Source organism: Pseudomonas sp. SORGH_AS_0199 (assembly GCF_031453735.1).
Classification (GTDB): domain Bacteria; phylum Pseudomonadota; class Gammaproteobacteria; order Pseudomonadales; family Pseudomonadaceae; genus Chryseomonas; species Chryseomonas aestiva.
Genome location: NZ_JAVJAE010000001.1, coordinates 1,102,693 through 1,127,317, shown reverse-complemented (window position 1 = coordinate 1,127,317; position 24,625 = coordinate 1,102,693). Strand labels below are relative to the sequence as shown.

Here is a 24,625-nt window from a genome sequence, read left to right as displayed (position 1 = left end):
AGCCCAATACCTGCATCAGGCACCGCTCGTTGGGCTTCGACGAGGGAACCGTCTCAGCCCAACCTACCCCGCTACTCGAACGGCACCCAGGGTCGCTGCGGCTTCATGATGATGCAGCCGTCCTCACCCAGCGCCCAGATGTCGTAGAAGCGGTTGTCCACCAGCCGCGTGGCGGCGCCCGGCACGGCCACCCGCTGGCTGCAGCTGTCGCTGTCGGCATCGTCGATCACCCCCAGGTCCAGCAGCCGCTCGGCGATCATGAAGTTGCCCGGCGACAGGCCGAGGATGAAGGGTAGCACCGGCACCTGCTCGAAGGTCTTCTGCGCCAGCGGCAGCCAGGCCACCTCCAGCGGACCGCCGGTCCAGAGCAGGCGCTTGAGCGGCCGCAGCTCTGGACGACTGCTGAGGTCGTGGTGCAGCTCCTGGACGAAACCGCGCTCGAAGGTCTTCTGCGCCGACAGCACCTGGCCATAGACATAGGCCAGCGACAGCATCCACAGCACCGGCAGCACCAGCAGCCAGGTCAGCCGTGGCTGGAATCGCTCCAGCAGATCATGGGCCAGCAGCAGCGCCAGGGTCAGGACGACCGCCAGTCCCATCAGGGTGCGGGCTTCGAGGATGAAATCGCTGAACAGCAGGGTGATGCCGGCCACGCAAAAGGCCAGCACCGGCAAGGTCGCAGCGTACAGCAGCAGGGGCAGCAGCGCCCGTCGGCCATAGGCGCGGGCATAGGTCAGGGCCCCCAGGCCGTAACCGATCGCGGCCAGCCCGCCAAACAGCCACCACAGCCAGAGATTGCCCGGGGTGACCAGCAGGCCGACGCTGTGCAGCACCTCGCCCAGCCGGTGCCAGAGCTCGGGTAGCACCTGGCCGCCCACGCCGGCGTGCCGCGTGGTCGCCATCAGCTGGTAGGCCGTCAGGCAATAGAGCACGCCACCCAGCAGCAGCTGCAGGCCCTGGCGCAGCACCAGCCGCAGCGCCTGCTTGGGCGCCTCGCGGCGCTGCACCGCGCGGACCAGCTCCAAGCAGCAGAGGCCGACGAAGACATTGAACGCCACCTGGTAGAAGGCGATGGCCGCCGCCAGCAGCGCCGCCGGTACCAGCAGCGCCAGCGCGGTATGGCGACTGCGATAGATCACCGCATAGATCACCGCCACCAGGCTCAGGGCCATGGTCGGGCCGTCGTACTGGTAGGTCAGGTTGCCCAGCCAGAACGGCGAGAACCATAGCGGCAGCAGGGCCAGGCACTGGGTCGGCCGCGGCGCGCCGAAACAGTGGCGGGCCAGGTCGGTCAGGGCCCAGGCGGCTGCGGCGCAGGCGATCAGCAGTGGCAGGGGGAAGAGATTGAGGGTGCTGCCGCTGAAGGTCAGCAGCCGGTAGAAGACCTCGGTAAGCACCCGCCCCTGCTGCCGCCACTCCGGACCGTTCTCCAGCTGGATGCGCCAGTTGTCATCGACATAGGGGAAGTCGACCAGGATGAAGGGCAGCACGAACAGCAGCAGCGCGGAAAAGAACAGCGCCCGGGTCTGCAGCGGGGTGAGCGTCTGGGGCATGGCGGCGGATCCGAATCCGGCTTCGACGGGAGACGCAGCCGCCGCCACCCGAAGCGATAGCGGCGCCGGCTGCGTGGGGGGTCAGTCCTGCAGGGCCAGCTGGCAGATCCGCTCGCAGAGTTCGTCGAAGTCGATGCCCATGGCCGCCGCCGATTGCGGCAGCAGGCTGGTGGCGGTCATCCCCGGCAGGGTGTTGACCTCCAGGCACCAGAGCCGCCCCTCGGCGTCCAGGCGGAAGTCGGCACGGCTGTAGCCGTCGAGCTTGAGCGCCCGATGCGCGGCCAGGGCCAGGCGGCGCGCTTCCTCGGCGATCTCGGGCGAGACCTCGGCCGGAAACACCTCCACCGCGCCCTTGGGCTGGTATTTGCTGGTGTAGTCGAACACCCCGCTCTGGCCGAGCACGATCTCGCCCACCGCCAGCGGCTGGTCGCCCAGCACGCCCACGGTCAGCTCGCGCCCGGCGACGAAGCGCTCGATCATCACCTCGCGGTCATAGCGCAGCGCCAGCTCGATGGCCGGTTGCAGGTCTTCGGCGCGGCTGACCTTGCTCAGGCCCACGGTGGAGCCCTGCTGGCTGGGTTTGACGATCACCGGAAAACCCAGGGTCGCGGCCACGGTCGCGGCATCTGCCGGCGCCATCAGCCAGTCGGCGGTGGGTACGCCAGCGGCGCGGAACAGCCGTTTGCTGAGGTCCTTGTCCATGGCCACGGCGCTGCCCACCCGGCCACTGCCGGTGTAGCGCAGTTCGGCCAGGTCGAGCAGGGTCTGCAGGGTGCCGTTCTCGCCGGTGCCGCCGTGCAGGGCGAGGAACAGCAGATCCTGGTCGCCCAGCTGGGCGCGGCTGAGCAGCGCGCCGGCGTCCTGGCCGCGCATCCGCACCAGCGCGGTCCGCTCCGGCGGCTCGAGGCCGACCCGGGCTTCCAGCAGCGCGCGCTCGGCATCCTCGTCGAGCAGGCCCAGGGCGGTATCCACGGTCACCACCTGGTGCCCGCGCCGGCGCAGGGCCGCCACCACCTGGGCACCGCTGGCGATGGACACGTCGCGTTCTTCGCTGGTGCCGCCGAGCAGGACCGCGATCTTCAGCTTGTCCTTGACCATCATTCGTCCTCGAAAACGTAGCTGCCGGGCGCGAGATTCTCGAACCGGGTGTATTTGCCGATGAAGGCCAGCCGCGTGGTGCCGATCGGGCCGTTACGCTGCTTGCCGATGATGATTTCCGCCACGCCCTTGTATTCGGTCTCCGGGTGGTACACCTCGTCCCGGTAGACGAACATGATGACGTCGGCGTCCTGCTCGATGGCCCCCGATTCGCGCAGGTCGGAGTTCACCGGGCGTTTGTTCGGCCGCTGTTCCAGCGAGCGGTTGAGCTGGGAGAGCGCCACCACCGGGCAGTTGAATTCCTTGGCCAGGCCCTTGAGCGAGCGCGAGATCTCGGAGATCTCGGCGGTCCGGTTCTCGCCGCTGCTGCCGCCGATCTGCATCAGCTGCAGGTAGTCCACCATGATCAGCGCCAGGTCGCCGTGCTCGCGCACCAGGCGCCGGGTGCGGGCGCGCATTTCCGAAGGACTGATGCCGGCGGTATCGTCGATGAACAGCTTGCGGTCGTTGAGCAGGTTGACCGCAGAGGTCAGCCGCGGCCAGTCGTCGTCGTCGAGCTTGCCGGAACGCACCTTGGTCTGGTCGATGCGACCGAGGGACGAGAGCATCCGCAGCACGATGGAGTCGGCGGGCATCTCCAGGGAAAACACCAGGACCGCCTTGTCGGTGCGCAGCACCGCGTTCTCCACCAGGTTCATGGCGAAGGTGGTCTTGCCCATGGACGGACGACCGGCAACGATGATCAGGTCCGCCGGCTGCAGGCCGCTGGTCTTTTCGTCCAGATCGGCAAAACCGGTGGAGACCCCGGTGATGGCTTCGCTGGAGTTGAACAGGGTGTCGATACGGTCGATGGCCTTGGTCAGGATGTCGTTGACCCCGACCGGACCACCGGATTTCGGGCGGGCCTCGGCGATCTCGAAGATCTTGCGCTCGGCTTCGTCGAGCAACTCGTTGGCCCCGCGGCCTTCCGGGTTGTAGGCACTGTCGGCGATGGCGGCGCTGATGCCGATCAACTGCCGCAGGGTGGCCCGCTCGCGCACGATCTGCGCATAGGCCTTGATATTGGCCACCGAGGGGGTGTTCCTGGCCAGCTCGGCCAGATAGGCCAGGCCGCCCACCTGGGGCAGCTGGCCTTCGTTGTCCAGCTGTTCGGACAGGGTCACCACGTCGAACGGCTGGTTGCGCTCGGCCAGACGGGCCACGGCGCGGAAGATGAGTCTGTGGTCGTGGCGATAGAAGTCGCCATCGGACACCTGATCGAGCACGCGCTCCCAGGCATTGTTGTCCAGCATCAGACCACCCAGCACGGCCTGTTCGGCCTCGATGGAGTGCGGCGGGACCTTGAGGGCAGCGGTCTGCAGATCGTACTGCTCGGGCAGGGAAATCTCGTTCATGCGCAGGTCTTGGGCCCCCATTGCGGGCGGCGAAATGATTTTTTGGACGGCAGAAAAGACAAAGGGCACGTCACTGCCTTGGCAATGACGTGCCCGATTGTCGACAGACCGGCGCCGGGGCGCAAGTCCGCCAGTCAGGCGACGGCGCGCTTATTCAGCGACGACGACGATCTTGACGGTAGCTTCGACGTCGGTGTGCAGGTGCACTTCGACATCGTATTCGCCAACGCTGCGCAGCGCGCCGTTGGGCAGGCGAACTTCGCTCTTGTCCAGCTCGACGCCAGCGGCGCTGACGGCTTCGGCGATGTCGCGGGTGCCGATGGAACCGAACAGCTTGCCTTCGTCGCCGGAGTTGGCAGCGATGGTTACGGTCAGGTCAGCCAGCTTGGCGGCACGGGCGTCAGCCTCGGACTTCTTCTCGGCAGCCTGCTTCTCGAGCTCGGCGCGACGAGCTTCGAAAGCCTCGACGTTGGCAGCGGTGGCTGCGGTAGCCTTGCCCTGCGGCAGCAGGAAGTTACGGGCGTAGCCGCCCTTGACGTTCACTTTGTCGCCCAGGTTGCCCAGGTTGGCGATCTTTTCCAGCAGGATGACATCCATTGAGTCTTTCCTCTTAACTTTTAACCTTCACCGTCCGCGGGCCCCTGCGGCTCTTGCGCAGACCGCCCACGGAAATCGAACACGCTATCGATCACAGCCAGAATCACCAACAACGGATAGATCAGCTGCCCGAACAGCAGCAGCGTCACGTACAGCCCCACCAGCCAGAATCCCTGCCAGGCGCTTGGCCGCCACCAGCCCGTGCAGCAGGGCGATGCCGGCAAAGGCCAGCGGCACGCTGCACAGCGGGGTCAGCAGGCCAAGCCCGCTGCCCAGGTTCGGCGCCAGCACCAGCAGGGCCAAGAGGCCGAGCGCGATGGCCGGACGCAGACGCAGGACGCGAAATTCGCGACCGAACCCCTGGGGGTTGTACAGCGCCGCCTGCCAGTAGCGCCCGAGCATCAGGCACAGCAGGCAGGTGATCTGGAAGAACGCCGCCATCAGGCCGGTCAGCACGGGCAGCAGCAACTGCTGCAACTGCGCCTGCTTTTCCGGCGGCAACTGCGCCGCGCTCGGGCCCAACACCTGGGGCAGCAGCCGGCGGATTTCCTCCGCCAGTTGCGCGATGCCCTCGGCATAGACCTGCCCCAGCACCAGGGCGAAAACCAACCCCAGCGGGACACTGGCCAACAACACCCGTGTCCAGGACAGGCTCTGGCGCAAAATGGCCGCCAGCAGCGTCGAACCCAGCAACACCAGCACGATGCTGGCATCCCCCAGATACAGCCAGAACAGCGCCGGCAGCAGGGCCCAGACCAGCACCCCGGCCGCCGCGGCAGGTCCCCGGCGCAACAGCACCAGGCTGCCACCGGCAGCGGTCATCCAGTACAGCAGCGGCACGACTGCACCCAGCACCACCACGAGGGTGGCTTGAGTACGGCCGCGCATGATGAACTCAGCCAGAGGCCGCATGCCGTGTTTATCCGTTATTCGTGATCAGGCGTCGATCAACGACCGTGGCTGTCGGTGTAGGGCAGCAGGGCCAGGTAACGGGCACGCTTGATGGCGGCGCCCAGCTGACGCTGGTACTTGGCCTTGGTGCCAGTGATACGGCTCGGGACGATCTTGCCGGTTTCGGAGACGTAGGCCTTCAGGGTGTTGAGATCCTTGTAGTCGATCTCTTTCACGCCTTCGGCGGTGAAACGGCAGAACTTACGACGACGGAAGAAACGTGCCATGACAATGATTCCTCGCTAGATCCAGATTACTCGGCGCTGTCGGCGTCGTCGGAGTTGCCTTCGGCGGACTCGGACTCGGCAGGACGCTCGCGACGCTCGCGACGCTCGTTGCGGTTTTCTTCGGCCTTGAGCATCTCGGATTGACCGGTGACGGCCTCGTCACGGCGCAGGATCATGTTGCGGATCACGGCGTCGTTGTAGCGGAAGTTGTCTTCCAGCTCGGCCAGGGCCTTGGCACTGCACTCGATGTTCATGAGTACATAGTGAGCCTTGTGAACGTTGTCGATGGCGTAAGCCAGCTGACGACGGCCCCAGTCTTCCAGGCGATGGACTTTGCCACCGTCTTCTTCGATAGCCTTGGTGTAGCGCTCGACCATGCCGCCCACCTGTTCGCTCTGGTCCGGATGAACCAGGAACACGACTTCGTAATGACGCATTTAATGCTCCTTACGGGTTGCAGCCTGCCGCGGAAACGCGGTCAGACAAGGAGTGAATAGTTCGGATGACTTGCCCTGTGGAATGCGGACGCACTCCGGGCAAGGGGCAACATTCTAGAGAAGGGCGCCGGAGGGCGCAACCGCAGGCATGTCCGGCGCGACCGCCGGACAACCTCAGGCACTCAGCGTTGCACGTCGGCCAGGGCCTGGCGGATCTTGTTCAGGTCATAGGGCTTGATCAGCACCCCGACCCGCGCTTCCATGCCCGGCTCGCGCTCGAAGGCATAACCCGAGGCGACGACGATGCGCAGCGTCGGATCCATCGCCAGGGCGCGCCGGGTCAGTTCGATGCCGGACATGCCGCCCAGCCCGATATCGGTGAACAGCACATCGTGTTCGCGCTGCGGCAGCAACTCCAGGGCAGCCTCTGCCGAGGCGACCGCCGTGACCTGATGGTCCAGCTCCTCGATGACTTCGGTGGTCAGCATGCGCAGCGTGGCATCGTCTTCGACGAGCAGCACTCGCAAGCCTACCGGCTCTTGGATCTCCTGACTCACGCGGGCATCCTCTTGTTGACAGGCCTCGCCCCGGGCTTTTCCGGGGCGAGGCCGGTATTCTGCGCACTGCGGCGCGATTCGTATAGTGCGATACGTGCTGCGTCGGTACCCAGACGTTTCCTGCCGTGGACTACCGGGGCGCAGAGGCGCGTCTTTGACGCACGACCTCGAACAGGCAGACCCCGGTCGCCACCGAGACATTGAGACTGCTGACGCTGCCACCCATGGGCAGCCGGGCCAGATGATCGCAATGCTCGCGGGTCAGACGGCGCATGCCCTTGCCCTCGGCACCCATGACCACCACGGTCGGCCCGCTCATGTCGACATCGTAGATCTCCTGGGTCGCCTCACCGGCGGTCCCGACGATCCACAGGCCACGCTTCTGCAGCTTTTCCAGGGTCCGCGCCAGGTTGGTGACAGCCACCAGCGGCAGCACCTCGGCAGCACCACAGGCCACCTTGCGCACCACCGCGGTCAGGGTAGCCGACTTGTCCTTGGGCACGATGACCGCCAGGGCCCCGGCAGCATCGGCGCTGCGCAGGCAGGCACCGAGGTTGTGCGGATCGGTCACACCATCGAGCACCAGCAGCAGCGGCGGCCCTTCGGCCCGGTCGAGCAACTCCTCGAGCATGGCTTCGCCCCAGACCTGGCTCGGACTGACCTGGGCCACCACGCCCTGGTGCACACCCTCGGCCAGCTCATCGAGCAAGGCCCGCGGCTTGTTTTCCACCGCCAGACGCTGACCGGCGGCCAGCTCCAGCAGGGCCTCGACCCGCGGCTCACGCCGCCCTTCGGCGATCCACAGCTGCTTCACCCGCCGCGGATGGAAGCGCAACAGCGCTTCCACGGCGTGGATACCGTAGACGGTTTCCAGCTGGCTCATGCGTCATCCTTGGGGCGCGACTGACCCTTGCGATGAGGCTTCTTCGCCTTGGTCTTCGTCTTGCCTTTGGCTGTAGCCTTGGTCTGGCCTTCGGCCTTGGACTTGCCTGCCGATTTCTTCTTGGCACTTGCAGCCTTGGCCTTCTTGACCTTGGCATCCACCGCCGCAGCCCCTTCGGCAGCCGCCCCTTTATCCTGACGTGCTGGCGCGGTACGGCTCTTGGCCGTGTCGCTGGCCTTGCCCTTGTCGCTATTACCTTTAGCCTTGGCCTTGGCCTTGCCTTGGGTTTTGGGCTTGCCGCCCTCGACCTTGGCTTCGGCCAGCAGCGCCTGCTTCACCGCACGACTACGTCTGACGTCGGTATTACCAAACAACGGGTCGTCCTGCTTCGGCGCTTTTGGCGAAGTCGCCTCAACCGAGGCTGGCATAGACGCCCCGGCGTCCTGCTTTCGCCCCGCAGCGGCCGCGCGCCGACGAGCGCTGCGCGAGCGCCGCGGTTCGGACTCCGACTCTGGCGAAACGCTTGCAGGTGTTGCCTCGACCGCCGCGGCGACACCCTGCTCCTGCGCCGGCGCACCACGACGACGACCGTTACGCGAAGAATTGGGTTGCTGCTCAGACTTCGCCGAAACGGGCTCGACCGCAGCCTCGGCAACCGGGACGACGCTCGATTCCTGCGCCGGCGCACCGCGACGACGGCCGTTACGCGAAGGGTCGGACTGCTGCTCAGGCTTCGCCGAAACGGTCTCGACTGCAGCCTCGGCGACTGGGACGACGCTCGATTCCTGCGCCGCCGCACCGCGACGACGGCCGTTACGCGAGCGGCGAGACCCTCGCTCTGGCGCCGGGGAGACGGGCTCGCCCGAGGCTTCGACAGCCGGAGCAGCGCTTGGCTCCTGCGCTGGCGCTGGCGCACCGCGGCGACGGTTGTCGCGCTTGTTGCGCGGCTCGCGCTCTTCACGCACCCGTGGCGCCCCGGCACTGGCCGGCAGTACGAAGTCGATCTTGCGCTCGTCCAGATCGACGCGCGCCACTACCACCTCGAGGGGATCGCCCAGGCGATAGCTACGACCACTGCGCTCACCGGAGAGGCGATGGTGGACGCTGTCGAAGTGGTAGTAGTCGTCGGGCAGCGCTGTGACATGCACCAGACCCTCGACGAACACCTCGGACAATTCGACGAACAGGCCGAAGCCGGTCACCGCGGTGATGACGCCGGCAAAGGTTTCGCCGACGCGATCCTTCATGAACTCGCACTTGAGCCAGTTGGAGACGTCCCGCGTGGCTTCATCGGCGCGGCGCTCGGTCATGGAGCATTGCTCGCCGAGCTGATCCAGGCGCAATTCGTCATAGGGATAGATGCGCGCCTTGGCCATGCTCGTCGCGCCTGCGCGCTTGACGTGCTTGGTCTCCAGCTTGGAACGGATGACGCTGCGGATCGCCCGATGCACCAGCAGATCCGGATAGCGCCGGATCGGCGAGGTGAAATGGGTATAGGCCTCGTAGTTGAGACCGAAGTGACCGTTGTTGTCCGGGCTGTAGACCGCCTGGCTCAGCGACCTGAGCATCACCGTCTGGATCAGCCGGAAGTCCGGCCGCTCGCGGATCTGCTGCAGCAGCGCCTGGTAGTCCGACGGCACCGGGTTGGCCTTGCCCTTGGTCAGCGACAGCCCCATCTCACCGAGGAACTGCCGCAGATTGGTCTGCTTTTCCAGGGGTGGCGCATCGTGTACCCGGTACAGGGCCGGCACCTTGTGCTTCTCGAGGAACTTGGCGGTGGCCACGTTGGCGCACAGCATGCATTCCTCGATCAGCTTGTGGGCATCGTTGCGCTGGGTCGGGCGGATCTCGGAGATCTTGCGATCGGCGCCAAAGACGATGCGAGTGTCCTGGGTGTCGAAATCGATGGCCCCGCGGACATGACGGGCAGCCAGCAGCACCCTGTACAGACTGTAAAGCTGCTCCAGGTGCGGCACCACCTCGCCGAGCTGCTTGCGCAACTGCTTGCCTTCGGCCGACTTGGGCTGCTCCAGCACCGTGGAGACCTTGTTGTAGGTCAGGCGCGCGTGGGAGTGGATGACCGCTTCGTAGAACTGGTAGCCGGTCATGCGCCCGGACGCGGCGATAGTCATCTCGCAGACCATGGCCAGGCGATCCACCTGGGGGTTGAGCGAGCAGAGCCCATTGGACAGGGCCTCGGGCAGCATGGGGATCACGCGTTCGGGGAAATACACCGAGTTGCCGCGCTTCTCCGCCTCGGCGTCCAGCGCCGAGCCGACCTTGACGTAGTGGGAGACGTCGGCGATGGCGACGTAGAGCCGCCAGCCACCGGACTTCTTGGCCTCGGCATAGACGGCATCGTCGAAGTCACGGGCGTCTTCGCCATCGATGGTCACGAAGGGCAACTGGCGCAGATCGATGCGCTTCTGCTTGTCCTTCTCTTCCACCTCGGGCTTGAGCTTGGCGGCTTCCTTCTCGACGGCCTTGGGCCATTCGTTGGGGATGTCGTAGCTGCGCAGCGCCACCTCGATCTCCATGCCCGGCGCCATGTAGTCGCCGAGAATCTCGACCACTTCGCCCTGGGCCTGGCGGAAGGTGGTGGGCCACTCGTCGATGCGCACCTGCACGAACTGGCCGTGGGCGGCGCCGCCGTGCTTGCCTTCGGGCACCAGCACCTGCTGGCCGATCTTGGGATTGTCCGGCACCACGTAGGCCAGGCCGCTCTCCTGGAAGAAACGACCGACCAGGGATTCATGTGCCCGGGTGACCACCTCGACCAGGCCGCCTTCGCGACGACCGCGCCGATCGTGGCCGGCGACCCGCGCCAGGGCGATGTCACCGTCAAACACCAGGCGCATCTGCGCCGGGCTGAGGAAGAGGTCGTCGCTGCCGTCGTCCGGGATCAGGAAGCCGAAGCCATCGCGATGGCCGGCGATGCGTCCGCGCACCAGATCCAGCTTGTCGATGGGCGCATAGGCGCCGCGGCGGGTATAGATCACCTGACCATCGCGCTCCATGGCGCGCATGCGCCGCCGCAGGGCTTCGAGCTGGTCCTCGGTGACGAGACCGAATTCCTCGGCCAACTGGGACCGTGTGGCCGGGGCGCCGCGATCGGCGAGATGAGCCAGAATGAGTTCGCGACTCGGAATGGGGTTATCGTACTTTTCCGCTTCCCGGGCGGCCTCGGGATCGAGGGATTGCCAATCGGCCATCAGTCTGGGGTTACCTTCTAAGTCTGGGTTCGGTAGGAACTGCCATAACGCCTATTGAAACGTGAAAACCGCGCAATAGTTAGCCTGGCATGCTCAATAAAAATATTTTTCACAGCAGGGGTTTACAAGCAAACGCCCCCTAAGTAAAGTGCCGCCCCACGACGCCGTGAGCAATCGCGACGTCGGAGATGAGCAATCATCGCCTTGAGTGCCCAGGTGGCGGAATTGGTAGACGCACTAGGTTCAGGTCCTAGCGGTGGCAACACCGTGGAAGTTCGAGTCTTCTCCTGGGCACCACTCATTATAGTCGATCGATTTGCAGATCGGTCGACGAAAAGCCGGCGCTAGCCGGTTTTTTAATCCTGAAACCCGCAAGGGTGACGGGAAGCGATCAGAAGTCGCGCTGCAGGCCCAGGTGGCGGAATTGGTAGACGCACTAGGTTCAGGTCCTAGCGGTGGCAACACCGTGGAAGTTCGAGTCTTCTCCTGGGCACCAATACCAAGCGGACGATCCCAGATCGGACGCAGCAGAAAAAACCGGCTTCGGCCGGTTTTTTCTTGCCCGCGAAAAGGCGCGGGTCTCCCCTACGCCTTGAACTGCCCCAGACTGCCGCGCAGCTGAGCGGCCAGTTCCGCCAGGGTGCGACTGCTGTCCGCAGTGGCCGCCACCGACTCGGCTGCACGCAGCGCCTCACCATGGATGACCTCGACTCGCTGGCGCACCGCCGCGGCACCCGCCGCCTGGCGCTGGGCGGCCTGGGCAGCCGTGCTCATGCTGGCATGCACCTGATCCACTGCGCGGTGGACATCCTGCTGGATGCGCTTGCTGTCGCGCAGCACGGCCAACCCGCTGCCGGCCTGCTGCCGCGCCTCGCCTATGGCGGCGACCGCCTCGCGCGCCCCTTCCTGCAGTCCGGCGATGTGCGTCCGGATGCTGCCGGTGGATTCCTGGGTCTTGCTGGCCAGCGCCCGCACCTCGTCGGCGACCACCGCGAAGCCACGCCCGCTCTCGCCGGCCCTGGCCGCCTCAATGGCCGCATTGAGCGCCAGCAAATTGGTCTGCTCGGCGATCCCGCGGATCACGTCCAGCACCACCTCGATCTGCTCGCTTTGCGCGGCCAGCCGCTCGATCACCTGGGCACCCGACTCGACCTGGGTCACCAGCCCCTCGATACCCTCAGCCACCTCGGTGGCGATCCGGGCATTGCTCTGGGCAGAGCTGCGGATGGCTTCCACCTGCTGCAACGCGCCCTGCATGGCCAGACTTTCGCCCTCGGCCTCCGCGGCGATGCCGGACAAGGCCTCCAGGCTGCGGGCCACCTCTTCGCGCTGACGCAGCGCTGCCGCTTCGGCGGTGGCGCTGCTGCCGGCCAAGCCGCGGATTTCTTCGCCGGTGCGTGCGGCGACGCCATGGGCCTCGCCCACCAGCGGCTGCAGCTTGGCCAGGAAGCGATCGACCGCCCCACCCAACGCCTGGATCTCATCGCCCTGCCCCAGCTGCAGGCGGCGGGTCAGATCCCCCTCCCCGGCCGCCAGATCGTCCAGCGCCCGTTGCAGCACGCCGATCCGGCGCAGCACCCGTCGACCCAGCACCAGCGCCACGGCCACGACCATCACCACGCCAACAGCGATCAGCCCCAGGGCGATCTGCCAGCGCAGCGCCCCTGCCAGGGTGGCAACCGTCTCACCGGCATTGCGACTCATGGCCAGGGCGGCCTGGCGGGTGCCTTCCAAACGCGTCGCCAGGGTCGCGGCACTGCCCTTGGCGGCTGCCGTCACGCTACTGGAGACCAGACCACCGGCGTCGTCGACCAAGGTCTTGAAACTCTGGTCCAGGGCCGCACCAGTACGCTCGATGACCTGAGTGGAAAAGCCCACCACCACCTTGCCGATTTCCACGCCGTTGGGACTGATGGAGGCATCCACGCGATAGACCGAGGGATCCCGGGTCGCCGCATCCAGCACCTTGGCCAGGGCACCCTCGCCCTGCCCCATGGCGAGCAGGCGCGCCACGCGCTCATCCTGACGATTGAGATAACGGGTCAGATTCTGGCCCTGGGCATCCTGGAAGACGACGAACAGCACCTCGGGATTGCCCTGCGCCCGGCGCGCCAGATCGGACAGCGCCGGTACATCGGCATCCCACATCGCCTTGGGCGCCACACCCGCCAGCAACTCGGCCAGATTCTGCGCATTGCTCTTGAGGGTAGCGGTCAGGGTTTCACCCACCTGCTGCCGCTCGCGCGCCAGGCGTTGCGCAAGCCCCTCGGCCAGTCGCGTGCGGGTCTGCCCGGCCAGCTCGGCAAGACTGCCATCCACCTCGCCACCGGCCTGGCGCAGGGTATGGGCGAGCTGCTCGGATTCACCGGACAGGCGTGCGGCCAGACCGGACTGCAGGCCCTTCACCGCATCCTGGGTCAGCCAGAGCGCCAGACCCACCTGGAGAACGACGGCGAGCAACAGGCTGATGAATACCGGCAGCAACAGGCGGCTGCGCAGCAGCGACAAGAGAAACGACATGGGGGTCTCCAGCGGCGAGGGACATTTACAGGCTGTCGGCCAACTCGAGAAGAGCTGGAGCCTCAGCGATAAATAGTCATAGCAATATGCTGGCCATTTCGGACCAGCGGCCGTCCGCGACCTACCAGCGTCTCTCGCACCCCGAAAACAGAAAAGCCCCGCGGGGCGGGGCTTTCAGGCTGCATCCTTTTAGCGCATCAGGCGAAAGGATGGCGCAGCACGATGGTTTCCTTGCGATCCGGACCGGTCGAGACGATGTCGATCGGCGCCTCGACCAGCTCGGCGATACGGCGGATGTAGGCCTGGGCATTGGCCGGCAGCGCCTCGAGGCTCTGGGCACCCACGGTGGATTCGCTCCAGCCGGGCATGTCCTCGTACACCGGCTGCAGACCGGTGTAGCTGTCGGCGTCGGTGGGCGCCTCGGTCAGCAGGTTGCCGGCGGCATCCTTGTAACCGGTGCAGATGCGCACGGTTTCCAGACCGTCGAGCACGTCCAGCTTGGTCAGGCACAGGCCGGAGATGCTGTTGATCTCGATGGAGCGACGCAGGATGACGGCGTCGAACCAGCCGCAACGGCGCGGACGACCGGTGACGGAGCCGAATTCATGGCCCTGCTTGGCCAGGTAGGCACCGGTCTCGTCGAACAGCTCGGTCGGGAAGGGACCGGAGCCGACGCGGGTGGTGTAGGCCTTGGTGATGCCGAGGATGTAGTCCAGGTACAACGGACCCACGCCGGAACCGGTCGCCACGCCACCGGCGGTGGTGTTGGAACTGGTAACGAAGGGATAGGTGCCGTGGTCGATGTCCAGCAGGGTGCCCTGGGCACCTTCGAACATCAGGTTCTCACCGGCCTTGCGCAGCTCGTGCAGACGACTGACGACGTCCATGACCAGCGGCTGCATGACCTTGGCGTGCTCCATCGCCTCGTCGTAGGTCTTCTGGAAGTCCACCGGCGGCTCGTTGAAGTAGTTCTGCAGGACGAAATTGTGGTAGTTCAGCACTTCCTTGAGCTTGACCGCGAAACGCTCCGGGTGGAACAGATCGCCGACACGCAGACCGCGACGGGCGATCTTGTCTTCGTAGGCCGGGCCGATGCCGCGACCGGTGGTGCCGATCTTGGCTTCGCCACGGGCCTTCTCACGCGCCTGATCCAGGGCCACGTGATAGGGCAGGATCAGCGAGCAGGCCGAGCTGATGCGCAGGCGCTCGCGCACCGGCACGCCGCGCGCTTCCAGCTCGCCGACTTCCTTGAACAGGGCTTCCGGCGACAGCACCACGCCATTGCCAATCAGGCACTGGGTGTCGGCGCGCAGGATGCCCGAGGGAATCAGCCGCAGGATGGTCTTCTGGCCATCGATGACCAGCGTGTGGCCGGCATTGTGACCGCCCTGATAACGCACCACGGCAGCGGCCTGGTCGGTCAGCAGATCCACGATCTTGCCCTTGCCCTCATCACCCCACTGGGTGCCCAGGACGACGACGTTCTTACCCATAACCTTATCCCCTGTCAGGAAGATTTCTGTCGGCCAGGCCGACGATGCTCACGTTCACCCGGATGCCAGATCCGGTGCTTAGGAATTCAAGGGCACCACGACCCAGGCGCCCTGCTGCTCGACCAGGCGGCGATCGCAACCCGAGCTGTGCAGCTGGTCCGCGTCGTCATGACCGGTGGCCTGCACCACCCGCTCGCCCGCGGCGCGCAATTCGCGCACCGCCTGCCAGAGCACCGGCGCATGGCCAGCCGGCGCCCAGATGCCGCGACGTGGTTCGTCGAGCACGGCGGTGCCCAGCTCGACGAGGGTCTTCAGATCGGTGGAAAAACCGGTGGCGGGACGCGAACGCCCGAAGTCGGCACCGATGTTGTCATAGCGACCACCCTGGGCGATGGACTGCCCGGTGCCCGGCACGAAGGCGGCGAAGACCACCCCGGTGTGGTAGTGATAACCGCGCAGCTCGCCCAGATCGAAATACAGCGGCACGCCCGGGAAACGACCCCTGAGCGATTCGGCCAGAGCGATCAGCTCGTCCAGCGACTGCAGGACGCCTGCGGGCGCACCCGCCAGCCGCTGCCGGGCCTGGTCGAGCACTGCGGCATCGCCGCTGAGCTCGACCAGGGCACGCAGCCAGCCGCGCTCGGCGGCGGGCAACTCGGCGGTCAGCTCGCCGATCTCGTCCACCGCCTTGCGCTGCAGGGCATCGAACAGCTGCTGCTCGCTGGCGCCGGAGATGCCGGCCGCCTGGCACAGCCCGCGATAGATTCCCACGTGCCCCAGATCCATGTGGATATCGGGCACCTGGGCCTGCTCGAGCACATCGAGCATCAGGCTGATGACTTCCAGATCCCCTTCGCTGCCGGGCACGCCATAGAGCTCGGCGCCGACCTGGATCGGGCTGCGCGAGGTAGACAGGGCACGGGGACGGGTATGCAGCACGCTGCCGGCATAGCACAGTCGGCTTGGGCCGCTCTGCTTGAGGCTATGGGCTTCCATGCGCGCCACCTGGGGCGTGATGTCGGAGCGGAAGCCCATGAGGCGACCGGAACTGGGATCGGTCACCTTGAAGGTGCGCAGCTCCAGCTCCTTGGCCGCGCCGGTGAGCAGCGATTCCAGGAATTCCAGGTGCGGGGTGATGACGAACTCGTAGCCCCAGCAATGGAACAGTTCCAGCACCCGGCGCCGAGCGCCTTCGATGCGCGCCGCGTCGGGCGGCAGGATTTCCTCGATACCGTCAGGCAGCAGCCAGCGGTCTACCGTAGCCATTAGGCCTCTTCTCCATGTCATGGATCGGCACGCGGCTGCCGAGGTCGGCGCAGTGGATTCCTGGAGAATCCTGCCGCCGGATCAAGCCGCTCTGCCGTGGATTGCTACCCGGATCAGCCAGGGCGTCGCCCTTCCACGGGTTTCGTACGGACGCAAAAAAGCCGGGGATGGCCCCGGCTGATTCATGATAACACGAAAAAATCGGCGATCGGGGATGAACGACGAGCGAAGCCTAGCCGTCGTTCATCCCGGACCTCACTGCCCCGGACTCTGGAAATACTTGAAGAAATCGCTCTTCGGATCCAGCACCAGGACATCGCTCTTGCTGGAGAAGCTGGAGCGATAGGCCTGCAGGCTGCGATAGAAGGAGAAGAACGACGGATTCTTCGAGTAGGCCTGGGAATACACCTGGGCCGCCTGGGCATCACCCTCACCGCGAGCCTGTTCGGCCTGGCGATAGGCTTCGGCCAGCAGCACGCGGCGCTGACGATCGGCGTCGGCACGGATGCCTTCGGCCAGTTCGCGACCCTTGGCACGGTGCTCACGGGCTTCCCGTTCGCGCTCGGTACTCATCCGCTCATAGACGCTGCGACTGACTTCCTTGGGCAGGTCGATGGCCTTAACGCGCACGTCCAGTACCTCGATACCCAGCTCCTGGTTGGCCATCTTGTTCAGCGCCGCGGTCAGCGAACCGACCATGGCGTCCCGCTCACCGGAGACCACCTCATGCAGGGTGCGACGACCGAACTGGTCACGCAGTCCCGCTTCCAGGCGGCGCAGCAGGCGTTCGTCGGCGATCTGCTTGAGGCCCGAAGTCGCGGTGTAGTAGCGATCGGCATTGAAGATGCGCCACTTGGCGTAGGCATCGACCATCACCGCTTTCTTTTCCAGCGTCAGGAAACGCTGCGTCGGGGTATCCAGCGTCTGCAGGCGGGCATCGAACTTGCGTACCCGGTTGACGTACGGGATCTTGAAGTGCAGACCGGGCTCCAGGTTGGGCTCGACCACACGACCGAAGCGCAGCATCACCGCGCGCTCGGTCTCCTTCACCACGAACAGACTGCTCCAGGCCGCAAGGCCCAGAACGACCACGACGATCAGCGCGGCCAGCGATTTGTTGCTCATCAGCGGCTCTCCCTCGTACGCGCTTCGGTGGACTGCGGCAGATTGCGAATGACCGAGGCCGCCGTGTCGCTCGATGCCGCCGGGGCAGCACCGCTGCTGATGGCCGAGGTCGGTGCCGGGGCACGGTTCTGCATCAGCTTGTCGAGCGGCAGATAGAGCAGATTCTGGCCGGCCTGACCGGTGACCATTATCTTGCTCGACTGGCCAAGCACTTCCTGCATCGTCTCGATGTACAGACGCTCGCGGGTCAGCTGCGGATTGGCCGCGTACTGGACCGCCAGCTGGCTGAAGCGCGAGGCATCACCCTGGGCACGGGCCACGACTTCGTCGCGATAGCCGTTGGCTTCCTCGATGATGCGCTGGGCAGCACCGCGAGCCTCGGGGATCACGCCATTGGCATAGGCTTCGGCCTGGTTCTTCTCGCGCTGTTCATCCTCGCGAGCACGGATCACGTCGTCGAAGGCTTCCTGAACTTCACGCGGCGCCGCCGCGCTCTGGATGTTCACCTGGGTCACCGTGATGCCGGTGCCATAGGTGTCGAGGAAGCGCTGCAGACGCTCGCGCACATTGGTGGCGACCTGCTCGCGGCCGTCGGTCAGCAACTGATCCATGGTCGAGGAGCCGGCCACGTGGCGCACGGCGCTGTCGGTCGCCTGCTGCAGGCTGACCTCGGGCTGGTCGACGTTGAGGACGAAGTCCTTGAGGTTGGTGATGCGGTACTGGACGGTCAGCGGCACCTCGACGATGTTCTCGTCCTGGGTCAGCATGGCGCCCTGCTTGCTGTAGGCCCGCTCACGGGTCACGTTTTCCTGGTACTTGGTCTCGAAGGGCGGGAAGTAGATGTTCAGGCCGGGCCCTACCGTCTCATGGTATTTGCCCAGGCGCAGCACCACCGCCTGCTCCTGCTCGTCCACGACGTAGACGGCGTTGTACAGCCAGAGCGCGCCGACCAGCAGTACGCCCAGGAGCAGCAAACCCTTGCCACCACCCGAGCCGAAACTGTCGCCGCCACTGCCGCCGGACCGCTTCTTGCCGCCGACGAGGCGGTTGATGCGGTCCTGAAACTTACGCAAGGCTTCGTCGAGATCCGGCGGCCCCTTGCGTCCACCATTGCCGCCACCGTTGTTGTTGCGGCCGCCCCAGGGGTCTTGATTGTTCGAGTTGCCACCGGGCTCGTTCCAAGCCATAGCGCTCTCCCTACTGATAACGCGAAAACGCGCCGAAATGGCGCGCCGACCAATGCTACCGGATGGTCCCTGCCCGAACAAAAGCGCCGAGCGGGGGTTTATTGCAAAACATGTTGCTGGATAAAGACTTCCGGTTCTTCACCGGCCCGGCTGAGCAGTCGATTGAGTTCGGCGCGGGGTACTCGTACAGACAACAGGATGTTGCCTTCGTCATCATGATCGTCCTGGCGAACCACGCCCAGGTCGAACAGCTGCGCGCGCAGCCGGGCATGCCGCTGAGGCAGGCGCAGCACGCCGACGAAGAGATCCTCGCCAAGCAATTCGGCGACGGCCTGACCGACCAGCTCCAGACCGCGACCTTCGCGCGCCGACACCCAGACCCGGATCGGGCGTCCGGTTTCGTCGTCGCGCTGGATATGGGGCTCGACCCCGTCGAGCAGATCGAGCTTGTTGTAGATTTCCAGCATCGGCAGCTCATCGGCGCCGATTTCGTGTAGCACCGCCTCGACCTGCTCGATCTGCAGCTGGCGATCGTCCTCGTGGGCATCGATCACGTGCAGCAACAGGTCGGAGTTGCTGGATTCCTCCAGGGTCGCGCGGAACGCCTCGACCAGCTTGTGCGGCAGATGGCGGATGAAGCCCACGGTATCGGCCAGCACGATCGGCCCCAGATCCGGCAGCTCCAGACGGCGCAGGGTGGGGTCGAGGGTGGCGAACAGCAGGTTGGCCGCATAGACGCCGGATTCGGTGAGGCTGTTGAACAGGGTGGACTTGCCGGCGTTGGTATAACCGACCAGGGACACCGAGGGGATCTCGGCCCGCCGACGCCCACGACGGGCCTGCTCGCGCTGGCTGCGCACCTTGTCCAGGCGCTGGCGGATCTGGCGGATGCGGATCCGCAGGAGACGGCGGTCGGTCTCCAGCTGGGTTTCACCCGGACCGCGCAGACCGATACCGCCCTTCTGCCGTTCGAGGTGGGTCCAGCCGCGTACCAGCCGCGTGCTCATGTGTTCGAGCTGGGCGAGTTCCACCTGCAGCTTGCCCTCGTGGGTCCGGGCGCGCTGGGCGAAGATATCGAGAATGAGGCCCGTGCGGTCGAGGACGCGGCACTCGAAGGCTTTTTCGAGGTTGCGTTCCTGACTGGGCGTGAGGTCATGGTTGAAGATGACCAGATCGGCGGCATGGACGTGCACCTGATCGTGCAGTTCCTCGACCTTGCCGGTACCGATGAGATAACGCGCGGTCGGCTGACTGCGATTCACCGTGACGAAAGACACGGTCTCCGCACCCGCCGATCGCGCGAGTTCGAGAAACTCCTGAGGATCTTCGCGCGCCTCGGGATGCAGGCCTTCCAAATGGACCAGAATGGCCCGCTCACCACCTTCGTGACGCTCGAAGAACAACAGGGCGCTCCTCTTGTTATTTATTCGCTATCCGACTCGCTCGTCTCGGAGCTGGGCAGACGGACCGGGCGGCTCGGCACCACGGTGGAGATTGCATGCTTGTAGACCATCTGGCTGACGGTGTTCTTGAGCAGAATCACGAACTGGTCGAAGGACTCGATCTGACCCTGCAGCTTGATACCGTTGACGAGATAGATGGAAACCGGAACGCGCTCTTTACGCAGGGTGTTCAGGTAAGGGTCTTGTAGCGAATGCCCTTTTGACATCGTGTCGCTCTCCTAAGGAAATGAAAATACCGATCTGGCGACATGCCAGTTTCCGCTGCCCACCATGGACACGCGGACAAAAACGATTCAGCTGTGGAGCGATATGGTGTCACCGGCCAGGCATTTCAAGATCCGCGGCAGATTGTCACAAGCCAGGCTGTCGAAGCTGTGCGCGGCGGGCCAGCCACGCAACCAGGTCAACTGCCGCTTCGCCAATTGCCGCGTCGCCGCAACGCCACGCGCCACCATCTCTTCCCGCGTGCATTCCCCTTCCAGGAACTCCCACACCTGACGATAGCCTACGGATCGCATGGACGGCAGACCAGGATGCAGATCGGGACGTTCCCGCAAGGCTGAAACTTCGTCGATGAAGCCCTGTTCCAGCATCAGATTGAAGCGCTCGGCGATACGCGCATGGAGCACCTCACGCCGACCGGGCGCCAGGATCAATTGGGCCACAGTATAGGGTAATTGCGTCTGGCGCGCGCCGTTCGAATCGGCATTGGCGCTCATTTGCAGCGCGCGATGCGCGGTCATCGACTGGCCGCTGACCCGATACACCTCGAGGGCGCGCAGGAGCCGCTGGGGGTCGTTGGGATGGATGCGCGCGGCCGACACCGGATCGACCTCGGCCAGTTGCCGATGGATCTCGCCCCAGCCCGCCGTGGCCGCCAGCGCCTCGATCTCAGCGCGCACCCCGGCATCGGCCCCCGGCATGTCGGCCAGGCCTTCGAGCAGGGCCTTGAAGTAGAGCATGGTGCCGCCCACCAGCAGGGGGATGCGTCCGTCCGCGGTGATCTCGGCCATGGCCGCCAGGGCATCGGTACGAAATTCGGCGGCGGAATAGCTCTCGGCGGGATCGCGGATGTCCACCAGCCGGTGCGGATGGGCGGCCAGCAGCTCGGCGTCAGGTTTGGCGGTGCCTATGTCCATGCCGCGATAGATGAGCGCCGAGTCCACGCTGATCAGCTCTATGGGCAGCAGCCGTGCCAGCTCGATGGCGAGATCGGTCTTGCCGGAGGCGGTTGGCCCCATGAGAAATATGGCGGGCGGCAGGGGGGCGGTCATGAGGGATTCTCGAAGGGCGCCGGGCGGGACACGGCGGGGCGGTCAGCGGCCGCGCAGGAAGAGTTTGTCCAGGTCGTCCAGGCTGAGCTGGGCCCAGGTGGGCCGACCGTGGTTGCACTGGCCGCTGCGCTCGGTGGTTTCCATGTCGCGCAGCAGGGCATTCATCTCCGGCAGGGTCAGCCGCCGGTTGGCGCGTACCGAGCCATGGCAGGCCATGGTGCCGAGCAATTCGTTGAGGTGCGCCTGGATGCGATCGCTGGTGCCATAGTCCAGCAGGTCGGCGAGCACGTCCTGCACCAGTCGCGCGGCCTGGGCCTGCTTGAGCAGCGCGGGGATCTGCCGGATGGCCAGGCTCTCGGGGCCGAGCCGCTGCAATTCGAAGCCGAGCCGCTCGAACCACTGGCCGTGCTCTTCGGCGCAATCGGCCTCGCGCTCGCTGACCGCCAGGGATTCCGGCACCAGCAGCGGCTGACCGCGCAGGCCTTCGCTGGCCATGGCTACCTTGAGCCGCTCGTAGGTGATGCGCTCGTGGGCGGCGTGCATGTCCACCAGGATCAGGCCCTGGGCATTCTCGGCGAGGATGTAGATGCCCTTGAGTTGCGCCAGGGCATAACCCAGCGGCGGTACGTCGCCTTGCTCCACCGGCAGGGACGCGGCTTCGGCACCCTCCGGCAGCGGCGCGAAGAAGGCCTTGTAGGCGCTCTGCACCTCGGCAACCGGCGCGCCCGCATAGGGCTGCGGGGTGGGCGCGTAATGCGCGGCGCCGCCCGCCCAGCCGCCACCGGCGAAGGGCTGGGCCGGCGGCGGAGGGCTGTCGTGCAACATGGCGGCGGCCAGGCGCATCTCGCCCTGGGGGCCGAATTCACCGGCGGCCGGACCGCTCAGCGGCGCTGGCGCCGTGGGCGCCACCACGGCGAGCTGGTCGTCCGGGCGAATATCGCCCAGGGCGCGGTGCAGGGTGCCGTAGAGGAAGTCGTGCACCTGGCGGCTGTCGCGGAAGCGCACCTCGTGCTTGGTGGGATGGACGTTGACGTCCACCACCGCCGGATCCACTTCCAGGAACAGCACGAAGGCCGGGGTGGCGGCCGTTGTAGAGAACGTCGCGATAGGCCTGGCGCACCGCGTGGGCGACCAGCTTGTCGCGCACCATACGGCCGTTGACATAGAAGTACTGCAGATCCGCCTGGCTGCGCGAAAAGGTCGGCAGGCCGACCCAGCCCCACAGGCGCAGGCCGTTGCGCTCGTGCTCCAGCGGCAGCGCCTGTTCGAGAAAGGCCGGGCTGCAGACCGCGCCGACGCGCCGCCCCTGGCTCTGGGGATCGCTCGCCGGATGCAGGGCCAGCACGCTCTTGCCGTTGTGTCGCAGATGAAAACCCACGTCGAAGCGCGCCAGCGCCAGGCGCCGCACCACTTCCTGCAGGTGATCGAATTCGGTCTTTTCGGCGCGCAGGAACTTGCGCCGCGCCGGGGTATTGAAGAACAGGTCGCGCACCTCCACCGAGGTGCCCTGGGGATGGGCGGCGGGCTGCACCCGTGGCTGCATCTCGCGGCCTTCGGTCTCCACCTGCCAGGCCTGGTCCTCGCCGCGAAAACGCGAGGTCAGGGTAAGGCGCGACACCGAACTGACCGACGCCAGGGCCTCGCCGCGAAAGCCCAGGCTGGTGACGCTTTCCAGTTCGTCCAGGTGATAGATCTTGCTGGTGGCATGGCGCGCCAGGGCCAGGTGCAGGTCATCCGCCGGGATGCCATGCCCGTCGTCGCGGATGCGCAGCAGCTTGACCCCGCCCTGCTCCACCTCGATGTCGATGCGCCGGGCACCGGCGTCCAGGCTGTTCTCCAGCAGCTCCTTGGCCACCGAGGCGGGGCGTTCGACTACCTCGCCGGCGGCGATCTGGTTGGACAGCCGCGGGCTGAGCAGCTGGATGCGCCGGGGTTCAGTCATTGCTGGCCGCCAGTTCGTGGGTGGGGATGGTCAACACCTGACCGGAGCGGATGCGATTGCCGCGCAGCCCGTTGGCGGCGCGCAGGGTGGAAAGGTCGACATCATAGCGGCGGGCGATGAGGCTCAGGCTTTCGCCCGGCTGCACCCGGTGCTGATCGAAGCCGCGCACGCTGCCGACCTTGTCGCCCCGCTGCTCGCGCTGCCAGGCCAGGTAGGTGCCTGGCGGCGGACGATGCTGGAAGTACTGCACGATACCGGCCTGGATCTGCCGGGCGAGCAGGCCCTGGTGCGCCGGACTGGCCAGCTTGGCCGACTCGTTGGCATTGGTGATGAAGCCGGTCTCCACCAGGATCGAGGGAATGTCCGGCGATTTCAGCACCATGAAGCCGGCCTGCTCCACCCGCGAATGCAGGAGCTTGGTCGCGCGCCCGACCTGACCGAGGATGGTCTGGCCGACCTCCAGACTGGAGGCCACGGTGGCGGTCATGGACAGGTCCATGAGCACCCCGGCGAGCATCGGGTCCTTGTTGTCCAGGGCATCGGACACCCCACCGACCTGGTCGGAGCGGTTTTCCGCATCGGCCAGCCAGCGCGCTGCCTCGGAGGTGGCGCCGCGCTGGGACAGGGCGAAGACGGTGACGCCCTCGGCGCTGGCGCTGGGCGCGGAGTCGGCATGGATGGAGATGAATAGGTCGGCCCCCTTCTTGCGGGCGATGACCTGTCGCTGGCGCAACGGGATGAAGTAGTCGCTGGTGCGGGTCAGCTCGGCGCGAAAGCCCTTCTGCCGATTGAGATTGGCCTGCAGCTGCTTGGCGATGGCCAGCACCACGTTCTTCTCGTACAGCCGGCCGCGGCCGATGGCGCCCGGATCCTCACCGCCATGACCGGGGTCGATCACCACCACCACGTCGCGCTTGCCGCTGGGGCTGGAGGGCAGACGGGTCGCCGGCTGGGCCGGGGTCACCGGGGTGGCCGGCAGGTTGGGCGTGACGGTGGCGGGAATATCGCTGGCGGCAGGGTCGGTGCCCTGGTCGTAGAGATCGACCACCAGGCGATTGCCGTATTCCTTGTTGGGCGCCAGGGTAAAACTCTTGGGCGTCAGGGCACCCTTGGTGTCCAGTACCAGGCGCACCTCGCCCGGCGAGCGCTGGGCCGCCCGCAAGCCGGTGATGGGGGTGTTGCGCAGCGGCTTTTCGTTCAGCCCACCGTCGAGCTGCGCGCCGGACAGGTCGATGACGATGCGATCCGGGGCACTGAGGGTGAAGACGCTGGCCTTGACCGGGCCGGTCAGATCGAACACCAGACGGGTATTGTCGGGCGCGCGCCAGACGCGCATGCCCTTGATCTGGGTGGCGGCCAGCAACTGACTGCTGAGAATCAACAACAACAGGCCGAGTCCCGACCTGAAAAAACGCTTGCGCATGCCTGCGACCGTATAGCTGGAGA

Annotated in this window: 17 protein-coding genes, 2 tRNA genes and 4 pseudogenes; 2 read left to right on the top strand and 21 right to left on the bottom strand. The window is 66.0% G+C overall.

The genetic code is table 11. From position 1 onward, the window contains the following. Positions 1-71 precede the first annotated feature (71 nt). From QE444_RS05340 to rnr, 10 genes and pseudogenes are all read right to left on the bottom strand, one after another. The gene (locus QE444_RS05340) at positions 72-1,553 is read right to left on the bottom strand and encodes a glucosyltransferase domain-containing protein (protein ID WP_273862786.1); all 1,482 of its coding nucleotides are present in this window, start codon (positions 1,551-1,553) and stop codon (positions 72-74) included. An 81-nt stretch (positions 1,554-1,634) separates the two neighbouring features. Then, complete coding sequence (locus QE444_RS05335; RefSeq protein ID WP_187981006.1) at positions 1,635-2,651, bottom strand: D-alanine--D-alanine ligase; 1,017 nt, start codon at positions 2,649-2,651, stop codon at positions 1,635-1,637. After that, complete coding sequence (gene dnaB / locus QE444_RS05330) at positions 2,651-4,045, bottom strand: replicative DNA helicase (protein ID WP_158896716.1); 1,395 nt, start codon at positions 4,043-4,045, stop codon at positions 2,651-2,653. The genes QE444_RS05335 and dnaB overlap by 1 nt, the downstream gene beginning before the upstream one ends. Positions 4,046-4,195: 150 nt before the next feature. Further along, positions 4,196-4,642 carry a 50S ribosomal protein L9 gene (gene rplI, locus QE444_RS05325; RefSeq protein WP_158896715.1) on the bottom strand — a complete coding sequence of 149 codons (447 nt, stop codon included), beginning with the start codon at positions 4,640-4,642 and terminating at the stop codon, positions 4,196-4,198. 20 nt (positions 4,643-4,662) lie between these two features. After that, positions 4,663-5,554, bottom strand: a pseudogene (locus tag QE444_RS05320) (hypothetical protein). 35 nt (positions 5,555-5,589) lie between these two features. Beyond that, positions 5,590-5,820 (bottom strand): 30S ribosomal protein S18, encoded by a 231-nt coding sequence (gene rpsR / locus QE444_RS05315; protein ID WP_059316384.1) that lies wholly within the window; start codon positions 5,818-5,820, stop codon positions 5,590-5,592. Between the two features lie 26 nt (positions 5,821-5,846). Then, the gene (gene rpsF / locus QE444_RS05310; RefSeq protein WP_058791034.1) at positions 5,847-6,257 is read right to left on the bottom strand and encodes a 30S ribosomal protein S6; all 411 of its coding nucleotides are present in this window, start codon (positions 6,255-6,257) and stop codon (positions 5,847-5,849) included. A 182-nt stretch (positions 6,258-6,439) separates the two neighbouring features. Next, positions 6,440-6,814 carry a response regulator gene (locus QE444_RS05305; RefSeq protein WP_007161147.1) on the bottom strand — a complete coding sequence of 125 codons (375 nt, stop codon included), beginning with the start codon at positions 6,812-6,814 and terminating at the stop codon, positions 6,440-6,442. Between the two features lie 130 nt (positions 6,815-6,944). Continuing rightward, the gene (rlmB, locus tag QE444_RS05300) at positions 6,945-7,697 is read right to left on the bottom strand and encodes a 23S rRNA (guanosine(2251)-2'-O)-methyltransferase RlmB (RefSeq protein WP_273862784.1); all 753 of its coding nucleotides are present in this window, start codon (positions 7,695-7,697) and stop codon (positions 6,945-6,947) included. Beyond that, a complete protein-coding gene (gene rnr / locus QE444_RS05295) occupies positions 7,694-10,909 on the bottom strand; it encodes a ribonuclease R (RefSeq protein ID WP_309737488.1) in 3,216 nt (1,071 codons plus the stop codon). The genes rlmB and rnr overlap by 4 nt, the downstream gene beginning before the upstream one ends. Positions 10,910-11,119: 210 nt before the next feature. On the opposite strand from rnr, the gene QE444_RS05290 reads away from it, so the two are divergent. Both QE444_RS05290 and QE444_RS05285 read left to right on the top strand, forming a co-directional pair. After that, positions 11,120-11,206: transfer RNA gene (locus QE444_RS05290), tRNA-Leu, on the top strand. A 112-nt stretch (positions 11,207-11,318) separates the two neighbouring features. Next, positions 11,319-11,405: transfer RNA gene (locus tag QE444_RS05285), tRNA-Leu, on the top strand. 89 nt (positions 11,406-11,494) lie between these two features. Here QE444_RS05285 and QE444_RS23520 read toward each other — a convergent pair. The 11 genes and pseudogenes from QE444_RS23520 to QE444_RS05235 all read right to left on the bottom strand — a co-directional run. After that, positions 11,495-12,010 (bottom strand): annotated as a pseudogene (locus QE444_RS23520) (methyl-accepting chemotaxis protein); the annotation flags it as partial. A gap of 342 nt (positions 12,011-12,352) precedes the next feature. Then, a pseudogene (locus QE444_RS23515) lies at positions 12,353-12,523 on the bottom strand (HAMP domain-containing protein); the annotation flags it as partial. A 1,103-nt stretch (positions 12,524-13,626) separates the two neighbouring features. Beyond that, positions 13,627-14,922 (bottom strand): adenylosuccinate synthase, encoded by a 1,296-nt coding sequence (locus QE444_RS05275; RefSeq protein ID WP_285389566.1) that lies wholly within the window; start codon positions 14,920-14,922, stop codon positions 13,627-13,629. 78 nt (positions 14,923-15,000) lie between these two features. Continuing rightward, the gene (locus tag QE444_RS05270; RefSeq protein ID WP_187981000.1) at positions 15,001-16,188 is read right to left on the bottom strand and encodes an ATP phosphoribosyltransferase regulatory subunit; all 1,188 of its coding nucleotides are present in this window, start codon (positions 16,186-16,188) and stop codon (positions 15,001-15,003) included. Between the two features lie 255 nt (positions 16,189-16,443). Then, positions 16,444-17,313, bottom strand: coding sequence for a protease modulator HflC (gene hflC / locus QE444_RS05265; protein ID WP_017642910.1), 870 nt, complete (start codon positions 17,311-17,313; stop codon positions 16,444-16,446). Then, positions 17,313-18,500, bottom strand: coding sequence for an FtsH protease activity modulator HflK (hflK, locus tag QE444_RS05260; RefSeq protein ID WP_158891391.1), 1,188 nt, complete (start codon positions 18,498-18,500; stop codon positions 17,313-17,315). The genes hflC and hflK overlap by 1 nt, the downstream gene beginning before the upstream one ends. Before the next feature lie 98 nt (positions 18,501-18,598). Next, a complete protein-coding gene (gene hflX, locus QE444_RS05255) occupies positions 18,599-19,903 on the bottom strand; it encodes a ribosome rescue GTPase HflX (RefSeq protein ID WP_309737486.1) in 1,305 nt (434 codons plus the stop codon). A gap of 20 nt (positions 19,904-19,923) precedes the next feature. Continuing rightward, on the bottom strand, positions 19,924-20,169 hold the full coding sequence (hfq, locus tag QE444_RS05250) for an RNA chaperone Hfq (RefSeq protein ID WP_007161156.1): 246 nt from the start codon (positions 20,167-20,169) through the stop codon (positions 19,924-19,926). An 87-nt stretch (positions 20,170-20,256) separates the two neighbouring features. Then, the gene (miaA, locus tag QE444_RS05245; RefSeq protein ID WP_309737483.1) at positions 20,257-21,237 is read right to left on the bottom strand and encodes a tRNA (adenosine(37)-N6)-dimethylallyltransferase MiaA; all 981 of its coding nucleotides are present in this window, start codon (positions 21,235-21,237) and stop codon (positions 20,257-20,259) included. A 42-nt stretch (positions 21,238-21,279) separates the two neighbouring features. After that, positions 21,280-23,179: pseudogene (gene mutL, locus QE444_RS05240) on the bottom strand (DNA mismatch repair endonuclease MutL). Further along, positions 23,172-24,602 carry an N-acetylmuramoyl-L-alanine amidase gene (locus QE444_RS05235; RefSeq protein WP_158891399.1) on the bottom strand — a complete coding sequence of 477 codons (1,431 nt, stop codon included), beginning with the start codon at positions 24,600-24,602 and terminating at the stop codon, positions 23,172-23,174. Before QE444_RS05235 ends, mutL begins: the two are co-directional and overlap by 8 nt. Positions 24,603-24,625: the final 23 nt, after the last annotated feature.